The organism is Allobosea sp. LjRoot237 (assembly GCF_964253285.1).
GTDB lineage: Bacteria > Pseudomonadota > Alphaproteobacteria > Rhizobiales > Beijerinckiaceae > Allobosea.
The window spans coordinates 1,775,053-1,791,267 of record NZ_CAXUQP020000001.1 but is presented as its reverse complement, the minus strand read 5'-3'; the positions used below and the strand labels follow the sequence as shown (position 1 = coordinate 1,791,267).

General features: G+C 66.2%; 16 protein-coding genes. 9 read left to right on the top strand and 7 right to left on the bottom strand.

The window, feature by feature from the left end; genetic code table 11:
- Nucleotides 1-3: 3 nt before the first annotated feature.
- The 3 genes from ACSQ24_RS08645 to ACSQ24_RS08635 all read right to left on the bottom strand — a co-directional run bounded on the left by ACSQ24_RS08645 (nt 4) and on the right by ACSQ24_RS08635 (nt 4,426).
- Complete coding sequence (locus ACSQ24_RS08645; protein ID WP_436094292.1) at nt 4-1,515, bottom strand: aldehyde dehydrogenase; 1,512 nt, start codon at nt 1,513-1,515, stop codon at nt 4-6.
- A gap of 15 nt (nt 1,516-1,530) precedes the next feature.
- The gene (locus ACSQ24_RS08640; RefSeq protein WP_436094291.1) at nt 1,531-2,511 is read right to left on the bottom strand and encodes a flavin reductase; all 981 of its coding nucleotides are present in this window, start codon (nt 2,509-2,511) and stop codon (nt 1,531-1,533) included.
- 124 nt (nt 2,512-2,635) lie between these two features.
- Nucleotides 2,636-4,426, bottom strand: coding sequence for a helix-turn-helix domain-containing protein (locus ACSQ24_RS08635; RefSeq protein ID WP_436097852.1), 1,791 nt, complete (start codon nt 4,424-4,426; stop codon nt 2,636-2,638).
- 166 nt (nt 4,427-4,592) lie between these two features.
- Between ACSQ24_RS08635 and ACSQ24_RS08630 the strand changes: the two genes are divergently transcribed.
- The 6 genes from ACSQ24_RS08630 to ACSQ24_RS08605 all read left to right on the top strand — a co-directional run bounded on the left by ACSQ24_RS08630 (nt 4,593) and on the right by ACSQ24_RS08605 (nt 11,637).
- A complete protein-coding gene (locus ACSQ24_RS08630; protein ID WP_436094290.1) occupies nt 4,593-5,183 on the top strand; it encodes an amino acid synthesis family protein in 591 nt (196 codons plus the stop codon).
- 514 nt (nt 5,184-5,697) lie between these two features.
- Entirely contained in the window at nt 5,698-6,720 is a 1,023-nt protein-coding gene (locus ACSQ24_RS08625; protein ID WP_436094289.1) for a TRAP transporter substrate-binding protein, read from the top strand.
- 105 nt (nt 6,721-6,825) lie between these two features.
- Complete coding sequence (locus tag ACSQ24_RS08620; RefSeq protein WP_436094288.1) at nt 6,826-8,676, top strand: TRAP transporter large permease; 1,851 nt, start codon at nt 6,826-6,828, stop codon at nt 8,674-8,676.
- Between the two features lie 14 nt (nt 8,677-8,690).
- Complete coding sequence (locus tag ACSQ24_RS08615) at nt 8,691-9,764, top strand: LacI family DNA-binding transcriptional regulator (RefSeq protein ID WP_436094287.1); 1,074 nt, start codon at nt 8,691-8,693, stop codon at nt 9,762-9,764.
- A complete protein-coding gene (locus ACSQ24_RS08610) occupies nt 9,761-10,762 on the top strand; it encodes an NAD(P)-dependent oxidoreductase (RefSeq protein WP_436094286.1) in 1,002 nt (333 codons plus the stop codon). Before ACSQ24_RS08615 ends, ACSQ24_RS08610 begins: the two co-directional genes overlap by 4 nt.
- The gene (locus ACSQ24_RS08605) at nt 10,759-11,637 is read left to right on the top strand and encodes an amidohydrolase family protein (protein WP_436094285.1); all 879 of its coding nucleotides are present in this window, start codon (nt 10,759-10,761) and stop codon (nt 11,635-11,637) included. Before ACSQ24_RS08610 ends, ACSQ24_RS08605 begins: the two co-directional genes overlap by 4 nt.
- An 81-nt stretch (nt 11,638-11,718) precedes the next feature.
- On the opposite strand, the gene ACSQ24_RS08600 is transcribed toward ACSQ24_RS08605, so the two are convergent.
- Entirely contained in the window at nt 11,719-11,859 is a 141-nt protein-coding gene (locus ACSQ24_RS08600; protein ID WP_436094284.1) for a hypothetical protein, read from the bottom strand.
- 78 nt (nt 11,860-11,937) lie between these two features.
- The gene (locus tag ACSQ24_RS08595) at nt 11,938-12,162 is read right to left on the bottom strand and encodes a hypothetical protein (protein ID WP_436094283.1); all 225 of its coding nucleotides are present in this window, start codon (nt 12,160-12,162) and stop codon (nt 11,938-11,940) included.
- A gap of 233 nt (nt 12,163-12,395) precedes the next feature.
- Here ACSQ24_RS08595 and ACSQ24_RS08590 point away from each other — a divergent pair, with 233 nt between their 5' ends.
- The 3 genes from ACSQ24_RS08590 to ACSQ24_RS08580 all read left to right on the top strand — a co-directional run bounded on the left by ACSQ24_RS08590 (nt 12,396) and on the right by ACSQ24_RS08580 (nt 14,015).
- Nucleotides 12,396-12,869 carry an Hsp20 family protein gene (locus ACSQ24_RS08590; RefSeq protein ID WP_436094282.1) on the top strand — a complete coding sequence of 158 codons (474 nt, stop codon included), beginning with the start codon at nt 12,396-12,398 and terminating at the stop codon, nt 12,867-12,869.
- Nucleotides 12,870-12,951: 82 nt separating this feature from the next.
- Complete coding sequence (locus tag ACSQ24_RS08585; protein WP_436094281.1) at nt 12,952-13,458, top strand: Hsp20/alpha crystallin family protein; 507 nt, start codon at nt 12,952-12,954, stop codon at nt 13,456-13,458.
- Nucleotides 13,459-13,847: 389 nt separating this feature from the next.
- The gene (locus tag ACSQ24_RS08580; protein ID WP_436094280.1) at nt 13,848-14,015 is read left to right on the top strand and encodes a hypothetical protein; all 168 of its coding nucleotides are present in this window, start codon (nt 13,848-13,850) and stop codon (nt 14,013-14,015) included.
- Between the two features lie 128 nt (nt 14,016-14,143).
- Here the strand turns inward: ACSQ24_RS08580 and ACSQ24_RS08575 are convergent, their stop codons facing one another.
- Nucleotides 14,144-15,151 (bottom strand): saccharopine dehydrogenase NADP-binding domain-containing protein, encoded by a 1,008-nt coding sequence (locus ACSQ24_RS08575; RefSeq protein ID WP_436094279.1) that lies wholly within the window; start codon nt 15,149-15,151, stop codon nt 14,144-14,146.
- Nucleotides 15,144-16,160, bottom strand: coding sequence for an NAD(P)-dependent oxidoreductase (locus ACSQ24_RS08570; protein WP_436094278.1), 1,017 nt, complete (start codon nt 16,158-16,160; stop codon nt 15,144-15,146). The genes ACSQ24_RS08575 and ACSQ24_RS08570 overlap by 8 nt, the downstream gene beginning before the upstream one ends.
- Nucleotides 16,161-16,215: the final 55 nt, after the last annotated feature.

Here is a 16,215-nt window from a genome sequence, read left to right as displayed (position 1 = left end):
AGCTCAGCGCAGGCGAATGACGAACGGGTCCTGCATGGCGCCCGAGTAGTCGATGAGAACGTTCTTCAGGCGCGAGAACTCGCGCATCACCTCGAAGCCGCCGCGGCGGCCATAGCCGCTGTTCTTCATGCCGCCATTGGCGGACATGTAGGCGGCGGAGCGGTAGGTGTTGATCCAAACGGTGCCGGCATCGATCTCGCGGGCGAAGCGCATCGCTCGGTCGATGTCCCTGGTCCAGATGCCCGACGCCAGGCCATATTCCGTGTCGTTGGCGAGCTGGATCATCTCGGCCTCGGTCTTGAACGGCACGATGCCGACGACCGGCCCGAAGATCTCCTCGCGCATGAAGCGCATGTCGTTGCGCGCCTCGACCATGACCGTCGGCTCGAAATACCAGCCGCGCGCCAGCTCGCCGTCCTGCGGCTTGCGGCCGCCGACAGCGATCTTCGCGCCCTCACGTACGCCGGAGCCGACATAGTCCTCGACCTTGGCAAGCTGGGCCGCCAGTGCGACCGGGCCGATATCGGTGTCCTCGACCTGCGGGTGACCAACCTTGATGCGGCGGGTGCGCTCGACCAGCGCCTCGACGAAGCGATCGTAGACCGGCTGCTCGACGAAGCAGCGCGAGCCGGCGACGCAGGTCTGGCCTGCCGCGGCGAAGACGCCCGAGACGACGCCGTTCACCGCCCGGTCGATGTCGACATCGGAGAAGATGACATGGGGAGACTTGCCGCCGAGCTCCATCTGGCAAGGCGCGAGGTTCTGCGCGGCGTTGCCGGCGATCTTGCGCCCAGTAAAGGTCGAGCCGGTGAAGACGTATTTGGCGATGCCGGGATGGCGCGTCAGCGCCTCGCCGGTGGTGGCACCGTCGCCGGTGACAACGTTGAGAACGCCCGGGGGGATGCCGGCCTCGATCGCCAGCTCCGCCAGCGCGAGGCTCGAGGCCGTGGCATGCTCGGAGGGCTTCACGACGATGGTGTTGCCGATGGCGAGGCAAGGCGCGAGCGTGCCGGTCAGCATCATCAGCGGCGAGTTCCACGGGATGATCATGCCGATCACGCCGAGCGGCTCGCGCAGGTTGAAGTTCAGCGAGTCGAGCTTGTTGACCGGGATCGTGTCGCCCTGGAGCTTGTCGGCCATGCCGGCGAAGTAGAGATAGGAATCCGGGATGGCCCGCATCTGGGCCCGCATCTCCTTGAGCAGCTTGCCGTTGTCGCGGCACTCGATCATCGCCAGCTCGTCGGCGTTCGCGAGCACGAGCTCGCCGAGCCGGCGCACCAGCTTGCCGCGCTCGGTCTGGGTCATGCGGCGCCAGGCCGGATTGACGAAGGCGGCCCGCGCCGAGCGCACAGCGGCATCGACATCGGCGGCGTCGCCCTGGGCGAATTCGTACCAGGGCTCGGCCGTCGTCGGGTCGTAGGACGGTACATAGACGCCGCTCTTCGGTGCGACGAAGGCGCCGTCGATGAACAGGCCCTGGCGCGAACCTTCGAGGGATGTGACGGTCGTCTGCATGATCGCTCTACCGGCTCAGGATTGCGGAACGGTGGTCCAGGGCTGCGCCTCGCCGACCATGGCGAGACGGCCGCCATCGTTGGAATCCATGTAGATTCCGAAGCGCTTGCCGGCGCTTTCGCGCGCATAGCGCCGCAGCATCGAGCTGATCTCGCGGGTCGGGATCTCGTCGAAGGGCAGTGCGTCGATCGGGAAGAAGCGGAGCCCCGGCGAGAGCACGACCGAAGCGGAATCCTGCGCCAGCCGGGCGCGGTAGATCAGGTAGCCTGGGTCGCCGTCGCTGACGTCGAAGACGGAGTAGAGGAAGGTGTCGTCCGGCACGAGCGTCAGCGCATCGCCGCCGTCGAGCTTCAACTCATTGTCGGCGATGCGGCGCTTGGCACTCGGCAGCACCCAACCGCCCTTGCCGTCGGCGCGAAGCAGGAGCTGCCCGTCCGACTCGATCAGGTAGCCGACGATCATGCCGTGGGATTCGAGCCAGCCCGGCGGCAGCGGATCCTTCACATTGGCGTAGCGGCCCCGGCAGAAGCCGAGTGGCGCTGAGGGGCTGGTGCCGAAGGCCTGCACCTCGCCGATCAGCACGACATGGTCGCCGGCGTCGACGCGGTTGTGGACCATGCAGTCGAACCAGGTCAGGCAGTCAGTCAGCACCGGCGCGCCGGTATGGATGCGGTCGTGATTGACGGTGTCGAACTTGTTCGCAGCCTTGGAGGCGAACAGGTTAGAGATGTCGGTCTGCGCCTCGTGCAGCAGGTTGACCGCGAAGGAATCCGAGTTGTTGAAGGCGCCGTAGCTATGGGCGCTCTTGCCGACGCAGACCAGGAGCAGAGGCGGATCGAGCGAGACCGAGGTGAAGGAGTTCGCGGTCATGCCCCGCAGGGTGCCGTCGGCATCACGCGTGGTGATCACGGTGACGCCGGTCACGAAGGTGCCGAAAGCGCGGCGCAGCGCGACCGGATCGATCGCAGGGGCTGTCTTTTCCGCGGTAGCGAGCATCGGCCTCACCTCGATCAATGCGGGATCGTGGTGAGAGGCTAGGCGCCGAGAATGCCCTTCGCTTCCTAGGAACAGCCGGACAGATTCAGGAAATGTTTCGCCGGATCGATGGAGCCGAGATCTCTCAGGCCACCGTCACTTCGCTACTCTCGATGACGCCGTGCAGCCGGATGGCGAGCTCGATGGCAAAACGCTTGTCGGCCGTTTCCGGATCGATGCCGAAGAGATCCTGGATGCGCGAGAGGCGATAGCGCAAGGTCGTGACGTGCAGCCCCATCGCATCGGCGCAGGCCTGGGCGCGGCAGCCCTCGCGCAAATAGGCAGCAAGTGTCTCCAGATAAGGCGTATTGTGCTTGCGGTCATGCGCGATCACCGCGCCGATCGCCCCATCGACGAAGCTACGGACATCGGCCGACTCGGCTGCGCCGATCAGCATCGGCATCGGACCGAAGTCGAAGGCCGACAAGGTGCCGCTGCGGCCGAAGGAGCGCGCGATCCGGATCATCCGCCAGCAACGCTCCCATTCCTTCGGGTAGCTCTCAAGTCCGTCGCAGACGCCGCCGAGCACCACGATCGGCTCGCGGCTGAAGCTGTGGCGCAGGACTTCGACCATGCGGTGCGCCAGTTTCACCGCCCGCTCAGGGCCCCCGCTCTTCCCCTCCGGAACGAGGCAGACGAGCCCGCCGCCGACCGCAATGACGTTGATCGACAGGTTCATCTGGCGCGCAAGCCGGGTCACGGCGTGGTGGCAGTCGACGCTGATATCGGCCGGCGGGGTCGGGCCGTCGGGAAAGTCGACCACGATCATCCGCGCCGGCGTGCCAAGCGCGAGCCCGAGCCGGCGGCTGCGCTGGACGATGTCGTCGGCATCCCGCCAGCGCCGCTCGACGATTTCGAAGAAAAGCTCGGTCAGAGTGCGCGTCTCGAAGCGAAAGCGGATGACGCTGCGCATCATCTGCACGCTGAGCGCAAATTTCACACTGTCGAGCAGGAGCCGCTGGAGATCCCCGCCCCCCTCGCCGCTCTCCGGAAAGATCACCAGCGCGCCGACCGGCTGGCCATCGACATCGAGCGCCTCAATTCTTGCCGCGATCTGCGCCCGCTGCGATCCGTCATCGAGGTGAAGGTTCTGCGGTTCGACCCGGCCGGCCGCCACGGCCTCCCGAGCGGCGGCCGCGATCTGCGCGCCGACCGCGCCGTCGAGCGCCGCCTGCCAGGCCGCATCATCGTAGCGCAGCGGCGCCGGCGAGCGGCTGGCCGTGAGCGCATTACCGGCGAAATCCACGACCAGGATCGCATCCGGCAGCAGCCCGGCGAGCATGGTGGAAAGAGCCGCAGTCGAGCCGCCGGACAGAACCTCCTGCAACAGCATGGTCTGGGTCTGCAGGGCGTTCCGCAATTGCTCCGCCGCCAGCCGCTGCGCCCGCAGCTGATGCTCGCGCGCCACCGCGATGCCACCGAGATGGACGATCATGCTCATGAAGGCTAGGTCGTCGCCGGACACGTCGGTCACGCCGCGCGAGACGACGTTCAGCACCATTGGCCGGCCTTGCGCGTCCATGCAGCTCATCGGCAGTACGAGCACGGTGCGATAGTCGCGCTCGAAGGCCTCGCGGCGGTAGCCCGGGAACTCGTCCGAGGCGCGCGCGTCACGGATGTAGACGGGCTCGTTGCGCTGGAGCGCGATCAAAGCGGGGCTCGTCGCCAGCTCCCAGCGGTTCTCCAGCGGCCGGCGCAGCAGTGTCGGGTCGTGCCGGACGATGACGTGCGCATCGCCATGCGCCGCATCGATCGCCATGATCGAGCCCAGTGCCCAGCCGCCATGCTCGCAGGCAGCTCGGATCAGGTCGCGAAGCACCGTGTCGAGATCACCGCCGGAATTGATCCGGCTCGCGACATCGCGCAGCGAGCGCATCTGCGAGGCCTGGTCTGCCACCGTGCTGATCCTTCCTTAGCGGTCGATCTTACGCCGCATCGCAGGTCGTTCCAGGATATTCTTCCAGCGATCCGATGGAAGACGAAGCGGAAGCGCGGCCGCTACGTTTCACCACCGTTTCACAATCGCAATGGGTGGACACGCCATGGACTACGGCCTGCGCAAAATCTCGACCTTCGTCGAGGAAACCTTCATCGAGGGCGGCAAGACCGCCGGCAAGCCGGTGCGCTTCGTCGTCGTGGCAGCCGTCCTGCGCAATCCCTGGGCTGGGCAGGGCTTCGTCGATAACCTGCACCCCGAGATCCTGCGCATCGCCCCGCATCTCGGCGCTGAGCTCACCAGGCGCCTCGTCGCGGTGATGCCGGCCGAGCAGGTCGAGGCTTATGGTAAGGCCGCCGCCGTCGGCTCCAATGGCGAGATCGAGCACGCCTCGGCGCTGATCCACACGCTGCGCTTCGGCAACATGTTCCGCGAGGCCGTCAAGGGTACCGCCTATCTGAGCTTCACCAACACGCGCAACGCGCCGGGCGCCCTGCTCTCGCTCCCGATGATCCACAAGAGCGAGACCGGCAAGCGCTCGCACTTCCTCACCGCCCAGTTCCAGATTCCGGATGCGCCGGCCGCCGACGAGGTGCTCGTCGCGATCGGCGCCGCCGACAACAGCCGCGCCCATCCGCGCCTCGCCGACCGCTTCCAGGACATGGAGGAGATGAAGCAGGAGCTGGAGACTGCTTGAGGCCGACGGACCGGGCAACATCCTCAGCCTTGCGGGGCTCGCCAATCTGGCGAGCCCCTTTTCATTGCATGTTAGGTGCGGGGCTGACCGCGACCTCCGGCGAGCGCGCGCCCATCGCGGGCAAGTTCGCGGGCTTAAATTTCGACAACGCTGCGTGGATCAAATTCCCGATTCTCTTGATCCCATGGAGATTTGGATAACCAGCCTGATTTGCAAAGACACGCGTCCGGTCAACCTTCGTTTTCGTCTGATCCCGCCCCCATTGCGACGCTTGCTCTGCGCGTCACGCCCCGATGTTGAGATGGCCTGCGGCATCGCGAGGAGCATGTCCAAACCAGCGGGAGTAGGCTCGGGAGAACGCTTCCCGGCTGGAGAAGCCGGACCCGTCGAGCGGCTGATTTCACGCTTTGGCCTCGCAACAGAGCGCATCGCTTGACATCAGTGTAACGTTTTAGTGTAAGGTTTTACTAGCCGCTTCAAGACGGTCTTTGACTAGCTTCGGGAAGGAACGCCTATGTCCATTTCACGCCGCGCCCTGCTGGGTGGCGCCGTTGGCGGCGCTGCGACAGTCATCGCCAGCCCCTCGATTCTTCGCGCCCAGGCGCCGATCGCCTTTCGCGTCTCATCGTCCATGCCTGCCGACAGGAACGCTGCCCATTTCGTCTGGTTCGAGCGTTTCCAGGCGCTTGCGAAGGAGCGTATCGGGGACAAGATCAGGCTCGACTATTTCGCCAACAGCCAGCTCGGCCGCGAGGCCGATGTGGTGCAGCAGGTCGTCCTCGGCTCGACCGACATCATGATCACCGGCTCCTCGATCTGGGCGACGACGGTGGCCGAATGGGGCATGCTCGACCTAGGCTACGTCTTCGACAGCCAGGACCATGCAATCAAGGCGATCGATTCCGGGCTCGGCGATGCGCTCGGCAAGATGCTGATCGAGCGCCGCGGCGCCGAGGTGCTGGGCTGGGGCTTCCATTTCGGCGCCCGCAACGTCTACACCAAGGTCAATGTGAAGAGCCTGGCCGATCTGAAGGGCGTCAAGCTGCGCGTGCTGCCGGCACCGGCCTTCATCGAGACCTTCAAGATCATGGGCGCGGTGCCGGTGCCGATCCCGTTCAACGAACTCTATACGGCGCTGCAGACAGGCGTCGTCGACGGCTTCGAGCATGACGCCGCCAGCGTCATCGCCAACCGGCTCTATGAAGTCACCAAGCATTGCTACCAGACCGACCACCTCTTCAGCCCGATGGTCGCGGTGATGGGCAAGCGCGGCATGAGCAAGGTTCCCGCCGATATGAAGGCAACGTTCCTTGCCTGTGCGCAGGAGGCGACGACATTCCAGCGCGCCGAAGCTGCCTCGAAAGGCTCCGGCGCGATCGAGGAGCTGAAGGGGCTGGGACTCAGCTTCACGCCGATGCCGAAGGAGGAGCGCGCGGCGATCCTGCAGCCCATGTCGGAAAAACTCTATGGCGACTTCGCCAAGCAGTACCCGCCGACCAAGGCGCTGTTCGAGATGGTCGCCAAGGCGCGCGGCTAAGATTCGACACTGCACTCGGGCAGCCGGCCGCCGCGTGGCGCCGGCTGCGGGCCCTCCTGCTCGCGGTCTCAATCAATGCATGCTTCGGATGCGGGCCTCGCGCCCATGCTTTACCCCCGCTTCGGCCAGGTCGGCCGGACTCTGCGCGGAATGCTCCACATCATGGAGGCGCTCGCGGCCTTCGCGCTGGCGGTCGACGTGCTCGTGGTCTTCGTCTCGGTGATCTTTCGCTATGCCCTGCACGAGCCGCTGGAATGGGCCGAGGAGATCGCACGCGCCATCATGGTGCTGCTGGTCTTCTTCGGCGCGGGCACCGTGCTCGGCCGCGGGCGCCATGCCGGCGTCGACGTCGTGCGCGGCCTGCTGCCGGCGCATTGGCGGCCGGCGCTGGTACAGATGTGCTGCTGGATCATCGTCACGGTCGCGCTGGCGCTGTGCTTCACCTCGATTGGCCTGACGATCGAAACCAGCGACCAGACCACGCCGCTGGGCCTGCCGCAGGCGATCTATCTCTGGCCCGTGGTGCTGGGCAGCCTGTTCATCGCGATCTTCGGCATCGCCAATGCGCTGGAGGGACCGCCGCGCCTGGTCTGGGGCACGCTCGCCGCCGGACTGGCGATCGTCGCGGCCGTTTATGCCTGGAACCATCTGCTGATGCCGGGTCTGGCGTTGAAGCCGCTCTGGTTGCTGATGTTGACCTTCGTCGGCAGCGTCGTGATCGGCGTGCCGATCGCCTTTGCGCTGGCCTTCGCGGCGCTGATCTATTTCCTCAACGATCCCTCGTTGCCGCTGGTGATCTATGCCCAGCAGATGGCCTCGGGCGCCGATCATTTCGTGCTGCTTGCGATTCCCTTCTTCGTCGTCGCTGGCTTGGCGATGGAGGCCAACGGCATGTCGGCGCGGCTGATCGAATTGCTGCTGCGCATGATGGGGCGGCTGAAGGGCGGCCTCAACCTGATCAGCATCGTCGCGACGGCGCTGTTCTCCGGTATCTCCGGCTCGAAGCTTGCCGATATCGCGGCCGTCAGCGGCATCATCATGCCGGCCGTGCGCAAGACCAAGCAGGACCCCAATGAGGCCGCCGGACTGCTCGCCTGCACGGCGGTGATGTCGGAGACCATCCCGCCTTGCGTCAACATGATCATCTTCGCCTTCGTCGCGAACATCTCGGTCGGCGGGCTGTTCATGGCCGGCCTCGTCCCGGCCGGCGTGCTGGCGCTTTGCCTTGCGGCGGTGGCGATCTGGTTCGGCAGCCGGATCGATCCCTCCGACGTGACTAGCGGGCGGACCCTGGCCCAGCTCATTGGCGGTTCACTGATCGCGCTCGTGATGGTTTTCATGATCGGCCGGGGCGTGACCTCGGGCGTCGCGACCTCGACGGAGATCTCGGCTTTCGCCGTGGTCTATGCGCTGGTCGTCGGCGGGCTCGCCTTCCGCGAACTGACGCTGCGCTCGATCGTCGCTTTGTTCGTGCAGTCGGCTTCGATGGCGGGCGGCATCCTGTTCATCGTCGCCGCCGCCTCGAACTTCGCCTTCGCCCTGACCATCGAGCAGATTCCCGCTGCACTGTCGCATTCGCTGGTCGCGTTCGGGCAGGCCTATGGCAGCCTGATGTTCATTGCGCTCGCGGCGGTGCTGATGGTGTTCTTCGGAGCCGTGCTCGAAGGCGCGCCGGCGCTGATCATCTTCGGCCCGCTGCTGACACCGATCGCGCTGCAGCTCGGGGTCAACCCGCTGCATTTCGGCACGATCATGGTGATCGCGATGGGGCTTGGCCTGTTTGCACCGCCGGTCGGGCTCGGCCTCTTTGCGACCTGCGCCATGACCGGCACCAAGATGGAGGATGTCGCCCGGCCGATGGCTAAATATCTGGCGGTGCTGGTGCTTGGCCTTATCCTGCTGATCCTGTTTCCGTCGCTTTCGCTGTGGCTGCCGACGCACCTCGGCCTGAATTGAGTTCAAGAGAGATCGTGTCGACCATTATCGACGTTGCCAAGCTGGCCGGAGTTTCGATCACGACCGTGTCGAACGTGCTGAACGGGCGCGCCGACCGGATGAAGAAGGACACCCTGTCGCGTGTCGAGCACGCGATGGCGGAGCTCGGCTTCCAGCCCAACCGTGCGGCGCGCCAGCTCAAGACGGGCCAGGCCGAACTCTTCGGCCTGCTCGTGCCCTCGCTGGCCAATCCCAGCTACGGCATGCTGGCGCGCGAGATCGAGACTGCAGCCCGCGACAGCTATGGCTACCGCGTCATCGTCGCCAACACCTATCGCGACCCCGCGCAGGAGCGCGCCTTCCTCGACGATCTCTGGTCGCATGGGGCGCGGGGGGCGATCGTGGTCTCCTCGCTGGCCGATGAGCGCCATTTCGAGGAGCCGATCGCGCGCGGCATGGTCGTGGTCAGCTATGACAGCCTGGCCCGGCGCGACGTGCTGCCGATCCTCGACTACATCTCGGTCGACAATGCCGTCGCCGCGGGCCTTGCCATGGAGCATTTGATCGGGCTTGGGCACCGCACCATCGCCTTCGTCACCGCTTCGGGCTGGACTTTTAGCCGTGCCGAGAAGCGGCGGGGCTTTTTGGAGGCTGCCAGAAAACACGGAGTCGAGGCGGTCGTCGTCGAGGGCGCGACGGCCTCGACCTATTCCGACGCCGAGATGGCCGAGCTCGGCCAGGCGCTGACGGGCGCGGTCATCGCGCATCCGGCCCGGCCGACCGCAGCCGTGACCATCAACGACATGATGGCGATCGGCCTGATCGCGGGCTTGCGCGAGGCCGGGCTCAGTGCACCGCAGGACATGTCCGTCATTGGCTTCGACGCCCTCTCGCTCGGCGCCTATATCGCGCCGGCCCTGACCACGATCCGCACACCGCTGACGGCGATGGCCCAGACCATGGTCGATCGGATCGTGACGCGGCTCGACGCGCCCGGCACGCCGCTCGGCGAATTCCGCTTCGCCCCGGAGCTTCTCATTCGCGGCTCGACCAATGCCGCTCCTCAAGACCATGGCGCCGCGCGATCGCGCATGCCGAAGCAGACATGATCATGCGCGTTTTCCTCACCCACACGCCGCAAATGCGGACGAACTATTACGGCAAGACGGCGCTGGCCCGGCTACGCGCGCTGGCGGAGGTCCGGCTGTACCAAAGCGAAGAATCGCTCGATACCGCCGCGCTGATTGCGCAGGCCAAGGGGTGCGACATCATCATCTCCGACCGCCAGACCGCCGGCGAGGCGGAGCTGTTCGAGGCCTTGCCGGATCTCGTTGCCTTCCTGCGCTGCGCGATGGACATCCGCTCCGTCGATGTGTCGGCGGCAAGCCGGGCCGGCGTGCTCGTCACCCGAGCGACAGCGGGCTTCGTCGACGCCGTCGCCGAACTCGCCATCGGCTTCATGGTCGATCTGTCGCGTGGGGTCAGCCGCGCCATCGCATCCTACCGGGTCGGCGAGGCGCCCGCGATCGCGATGGGCGTGCAATTATCGGCGGCGACCGTCGGCATCATCGGCTTCGGCGCGATCGGCCGGCGCGTCGGCACGGTTGCGGGCGCACTCGGCATGACGGTCCTGGCGAGCGATCCCGCTCCGATCACGCAGCCGGGCGTCGAGCAGGTCGGCATGACCGAGTTGCTCGGCCGGTCGGATTTCGTGATCTGCCTCGCACCGGCGACGCTCGAGACAGAAAACCTGATGAACGCGCCGGCTTTTGCTGCCATGCGCAAGGGCAGCTTCTTCATCAATCTGGCGCGCGGCGAACTCGTCGACGAGGCCAGCCTGGTTGCCGCGCTCGATAGCGGCCATCTGCGAGGCGCGGCGCTCGATGTCGGCCGCGCGCCCGACCAGATGCCATCACCGTTGCTGGCGAGCCGATCCGACGTGATCGCGACGCCGCATATCGGCGGGCTGACGCCGCAGGCGATACAGCACCAGGCTTTCGACACGGTCGAGCAGGTCGCCGCCCTGGTGGAGGGTCGCATCCCGCCCGGCACCGTCAATGCGGGCCATGGCGCCAGGTTCGAGCGCCTGCTGAGGATGGCTTCATGATCGACAGCCTCGTTCCGCGCGGCGCCTGCGACTGCCATGTCCACATCTTCGATCCCGCCCACCCCTTGCCCGGCCGACCGCCACAGGACACGCCCGATGCGACGCTCGCGGCCTACCGCTCCGTGCAGCGCGCGACCGGGCTCGAACGCGTCGTTCTCGTCCAGGCCAACGGCTATGGCAGCGACAACAGCTGCATGCTGGAGGCGCTCGCCGTGCTCGGACGAGACGTGGCGCGTGGCGTCGCGGTGGTGGCGCCCGATGCGCCGCGCGAGGCTCTGGCCGAACTCGACGAGCAGGGCGTCTGCGGTATCCGCTTCCATCTGCTGCCCGGCGGCCTGCTCGGCTGGGACGCGCTGCCGCGCCTATCCCGGCTGGCTGCCGATTTGGGCTGGCATGTCCAGGTCCAGTGCGACGGCCGCGCGCTGGCCGAGCATGCGGAGTTGCTGGCAGAGCTGGCCTGCCCGATCGTGATCGACCATATCGGCAAGTTCCTGGAGCCGGTGCCGGTCTCGCATCCCGGCTTCGTCGCTCTGCTGCGCCTGCTGGAGCGCGGCGATGTCTGGGTAAAGCTGTCGGCGCCCTATGAGGTCTCGCGGTCGGGTCCGCCCGATTATGCCGACGTCAGCACGCTGGCCCGCGCCTTGGCGAATGCCGCGCCCGAGCGCATGGTCTGGGCGAGCAACTGGCCCCATCCTTGGTTTGCCAACCCGCCTGACGAAGCCGCTCTGATCGCGCTGCTGGCGTCCTGGGTGCCCGACGAAGCTCGCCGCCACGCCATCCTGGTCGAGAACCCCGCCAGCCTTTACAGCTTCGACACGGTCAGCGATCGCCCGCAACAGGCTGCGAGCGCCCGCACACCAGCGGCATGGCCGTGAAGAGACGTCGCCGAGCGCAAGGGCGGCTACTGAGCGCTGGATGTAAGCTGGACGGCGGTTCGGAATTGGGATCGCGGTCCGCTACAACTCCCGGTCGTCGCGATGATCGGCAAGCTCGCTCACAACGCGCCGGGTGAGCTCCTTCATGTCCATGTCGACACCGCTGCCGGACTGGCGCTCCAGCCCGTAGACCGCTTCGGTATGGGCGGATATCGGTGCCAATTGCTGCAAGACGTAACGGGCGCAACCCGCGAGAGTTCCGCCTGAGATGACCATGAACCAAAGCCACGAGCGGCGTGCTCAAGCGTCCGGCTCGTCTCTTTCGGGCGAAAGCAGATCTGCCAACTCCGCCACCTTTCCTGACGGAAGCGGCCTTCCCGCTTTGATCAGAGCGTCATCGCAGTTCAGCCAATACCAGGCCTGGGCAAGATCGTCTCGGGTCGCACCGGTCGCTATGATCTCGGCCACAAGGGTCTCATCGACCGGTCCGAGGGTTGCTGTTACGTCAGCAGAGGACATCGCCATGGCCATCTCCCTCGCTCGCATGATCGGCTATCAGTCAGCCTCAGGAGAAACCCGCATAGTCGAGAAGAGTTCGGCGATCGACCCCGATGGGCTCTTGAACCTGCAAGCCTCTGTTCTAAATGATTAATCGCCGGACGCCGAATGGGTTCGGCAATGTCCAGGAGGCGCCGGGCTGGCTCAGCCGGGCCCGTGGCGCCCTCTTGTATCCATGTTGCTCAAGTGAGGATGTGGCTATGAGAACCGCTTTCGATCTCTCCGCCTTGTTCCGGTCGAGCATCGGCTTCGACCGCATCTTCGATCTGCTCGCCAGCCGAGGCTGGGTCGACGCCGTCGACGGCTGGCCGCCCTACGACATCTCCAAGGTCGGCGACGGCGCCTACCGCATCAGCATGGCGGTCGCCGGCTTCTCGCAAGACGAGCTGACCCTCACGCACGAGCCGAACTTGCTCGTCGTGGCCGGCCGGAAATCGGACGAAGACAATCGGCAGTACCTGCATCGCGGCATCGCCGCACAGGCTTTTGAGCGTCGTTTCGGCCTCGCCGATCACGTCAAGGTCGCCGGCGCGAACCTGGAAAACGGCATGCTGACGATCGAGCTCAAGCGCGAGCTTCCGGAGGAGATGAAGCCGCGCCGGATCGCGATCGCAACTGCGCCGGCACTGCCAAGGGAGCAAACCCGTCAGGCCGCCGAAAAGCAGGCCGCCTGACGCACCACGTCGATGTCTCGGTGCCAAGCCGTTGGCCCGGCACCGAGACATCGAAGATCAAATCCGCAGAAAGGAGAAGGACATGAGTGTTCGTGACCTGATTCCCTGGAGCCGCAGCGGCAGCCAGACCCCCTCCCTCTATCGCGACGACGACCGCAACCCGTTCGTTTCGTTGCATCGCGAGGTGAACCGGCTGTTCGATGATGTTTTCCGCGGCTTCGATAGCCGTCTGCCGAGCCTTGGAGCATTGTCGAGCTTCAATGGCGGTTGGCCGAGTGTCGAAATCTCCGAGACCGATGAGGAGCTTCGCGTGACTGCCGAAGTGCCGGGCCTCGACCAGAAGGACATCGAAGTCCTGCTCGACGACGACGTGCTGACGCTGCGCGGCGAGAAGCGCTCGGAGACGGAGGACAGGCAAAGGCCGTTCTCGGAACGATACTACGGCCGCTTCGAGCGGCGCATTCCGCTCGGCTACGAGGTCGAGGCCGACAAGGTCGACGCCCAGTTCAAGAACGGCGTCCTGACCGTGACCCTGCCCAAGACCGCGAAGGCACAGTCGCGGGTCAAGCGGATCGCGATCAAGAGCTGAGTCAAGGTCTGCTGGTGGGCCGCTCGGCCCACCAGCCACTACGCGTTTTCTCGGGTGGGGACGCGATCGCCTCCACCGGATCGGCTCCTGGCGATTCCGGTCGGCGCCAGGTCGTTGCCTTTGTCGCCGACACGAACAGTCTGGCCGCAAGCGGACGTTACCAGCGTCGAGAATGGGCCAGGATCGGCTGTTGCTCCGTGTGCAGTGAACCCGGCCACGGCGCGCAGCGAGACCGACAGTGTAGCGTTGCACTGTGCCGTCGCCCTGCCCTCTTGCGTACCTTCTGGACGGCATCCCATGCGGGTTCGTTACGCTACTCGGCGCTCTCTCCAAGGCGCATCCAATCGTGCAACAGGCTGCTGCATCATTGCTTGGCCTCAGGAGATCTCGTGTCGACCCCTGCGTATCTCACGCTCGAGGACGTTGTTGCGCACTACCGTGGCCAGGTCAGCGAAGGGACGCTGCGGAACTGGAGAGCGATGCGCATCGCGATCCACGACCACATCATCGTCGGCCGCGACGGCCATGCCAGCTTCAAGGGGCTGGGCCTGATCTGACCATCTCAGGCCGAGCGACGCTCCATTCGTGCCCTCTCCGGCCGGAGATTCTCGGGGCTGCGCGGAGTTTATCCTTGGGCCGGCCAAAGGCCGGACCCGAGGGCTCCGCCCGAGAATGACGTGCCCGCTCACACCTCCCGCATCGCGATGCCAAACTCGCCCAGCCTCCGCATCAGATGGCTGGTCTCGACCAGCGTCTCCGGCAGGTGCAGACCGGCCGTCGGGCGCGCCTTGCCGGCGAGCCCGAACAGACCCTCGATCACCACGGTGATGCCCTTGGCGCTGAGCGCGGCATAGCCGTCCGGATCGACCAGTTCCCAGCGGAAGCGGCCCTCGCGGCCGTCGCGGCGCTTGCCAGTGATCTCGATGATCACCTCGTGCGAGGGCTTTTCGCCGCGCAAGGTGCTGGCCGTCTGTCCCTCGGCGAAGTCGACACGCACGCTCTTCGCCTCGCTTGCCGACAGGCTGAAGACGTCGACCAGACCGACGGTCGCGCCCTGATGCGTGCGCCCATCGACGCCGGTAAAGCTGCGCTCGGTTTGCGGCGCCGTGATCCAGCACCACAGCCCCTCAGATTTGACGAGAGGCGCCGGGCCGATCGCGCCGATGCGGTCCATGTCCTTCTGCGACGCTAGGCCGAGTGGATCGGCCGGATCGAAGACGAGCCCGACCTCGATCTCATCGACGCGCTCAAAGTCGCGGGCGGCATGCAGCGCAGCAAGTGCCGGCACCGCGCCCATGCTGTGGCCGAGCAGCACAACCGGCGCGGCCTTGGGTCGGCGGATGAAGCCGGCGATTGCCGGACCGACCTCGAAAACGCCATCCGATAGTGCGACATAGGCCGCGCCCTGCGCCGCCGCCCAGCTCTGCGTGCGCAGCGAAAGATCGCGCACCGCCATCAGCACGACCGCGGGCTTGAGGTCAGCCGGCAGGCCGAGATCGTCGCGCTCGAGATCGAGCGGCGCGATGCTGGCATGGCCGAGTTCCGCGACCAGCGCCTGCGCCTTGGCGAGGTCGCGGCCAGCGATCACCAGCGGCATTTCGGGATGGAGCTGGCGCAAGGCGCGGGCCGTGCGCGAGCCGACGCTGCCATAGCCGCCGAGGATCAGCACGGCACCGAAAGCGGGATCAGCCATTGGCCTTGATCTCCGTGAAAGTCGCGCCGAACTCCTTCATCCGGGCAACGCAATAGGCCGCGTCGATGATCCCATCCGGGAAGTAGAGCCCCGGCTCCAGGGCCTCGCCACCGGCGAGCCCGAGCGCGCGTTCGGTCGCGAGTGCGACGCCGAGCGCCGTCAGCGGCGCCTGCCCCTGCGGATGCACGACCTCGTAGCGGCGCATAGCGCGTTCGCCCGAGTGCAGCACGCCCTTGATCGCGATCACACTCTCGGTCGAGAACGGCTCGCCGCGGCGGCGGCTGGCCGAGACGTCGAAGGCAAGGTCGAAGCGGATATTCTTCGCCTCGGTGGCGGTCGCGAGGCTGAGCACGTCGAGCGGCCCGTAGGCCGTTGCCGGAAGCTCGACGCCGTCGACGCTGTGATACCACGCCTTGGCCTCCTCGCCCGCGATCCAGGCGAAGCGCCCATCCTTCAGCGTCAAGGTCGCCGAACCCGACTGCGTGATGCGCTCATAATCGGCCAGCGCCGCCTGCCCGCCCATGTCCTGCTCGTCGAGCAGCACGCCGACATGGATCGTATCGATCGAACGAAAGGCCTTGGCGTAGTCCAGTGTCGGGAACAGCGCCGCGCCGGCGAGCCACTGGCTGGCGAGCACGATCGGCGCCGCCTGCGGCGCATGGATGAAGCGGGCGGCCTCGATGCCGATCTCGAAGGCGCCGCTGGAGACGCTGAGATGCGGGATGCCGTGGCGCTGGGCAAAGCGCAGCGCATGACTCCAGTCGTCCTTAACGAAGACGATGACGGCGCTGAAGCGCGCTTTACTGGGCAGCCCAAGATCAGGGCTGGAGAGGTCGGCGGCGAGCGCCTCGACGCCGAGCTTGTCGGCGACGGCCCGCGCCTTGGCGAGATCCCTACCGGCGATCGTCACCGGCAGGCCGGGATGCAGGCGGCGGATCGCTGCTGCAGCCTGTGCGCCGACGCCGCCGGAGCCGCCGATGACGAGGACAGGATGTTGTATGCTGGGCATCTGATGGTCTCCTTGACGAGGTTGGCCATTGGAGGATTAGCATTCTTACTAATAG

Bases quoted from the DNA above. Each gene is read 5' to 3' on its own strand.
- ACSQ24_RS08595 (WP_436094283.1), bottom strand. From the start codon at position 12,162: ATGGCGATGTCCTCTGCTGACGTAACAGCAACCCTCGGACCGGTCGAT.
- ACSQ24_RS08635 (WP_436097852.1), bottom strand. From the start codon at position 4,426: ATGCGCTCGCTGCGCGATGTCGCGAGCCGGATCAATTCCGGCGGTGAT.
- ACSQ24_RS08630 (WP_436094290.1), top strand. From the start codon at position 4,593: ATGGACTACGGCCTGCGCAAAATCTCGACCTTCGTCGAGGAAACCTTC.
- ACSQ24_RS08590 (WP_436094282.1), top strand. From the start codon at position 12,396: ATGAGAACCGCTTTCGATCTCTCCGCCTTGTTCCGGTCGAGCATCGGC.
- ACSQ24_RS08625 (WP_436094289.1), top strand. From the start codon at position 5,698: ATGTCCATTTCACGCCGCGCCCTGCTGGGTGGCGCCGTTGGCGGCGCT.
- ACSQ24_RS08605 (WP_436094285.1), top strand. From the start codon at position 10,759: ATGATCGACAGCCTCGTTCCGCGCGGCGCCTGCGACTGCCATGTCCAC.
- ACSQ24_RS08575 (WP_436094279.1), bottom strand. From the start codon at position 15,151: ATGGCTGATCCCGCTTTCGGTGCCGTGCTGATCCTCGGCGGCTATGGC.
- ACSQ24_RS08620 (WP_436094288.1), top strand. From the start codon at position 6,826: ATGCTTTACCCCCGCTTCGGCCAGGTCGGCCGGACTCTGCGCGGAATG.
- ACSQ24_RS08610 (WP_436094286.1), top strand. From the start codon at position 9,761: ATGATCATGCGCGTTTTCCTCACCCACACGCCGCAAATGCGGACGAAC.
- ACSQ24_RS08570 (WP_436094278.1), bottom strand. From the start codon at position 16,160: ATGCCCAGCATACAACATCCTGTCCTCGTCATCGGCGGCTCCGGCGGC.
- ACSQ24_RS08645 (WP_436094292.1), bottom strand. From the start codon at position 1,515: ATGCAGACGACCGTCACATCCCTCGAAGGTTCGCGCCAGGGCCTGTTC.
- ACSQ24_RS08585 (WP_436094281.1), top strand. From the start codon at position 12,952: ATGAGTGTTCGTGACCTGATTCCCTGGAGCCGCAGCGGCAGCCAGACC.
- ACSQ24_RS08640 (WP_436094291.1), bottom strand. From the start codon at position 2,511: ATGCTCGCTACCGCGGAAAAGACAGCCCCTGCGATCGATCCGGTCGCG.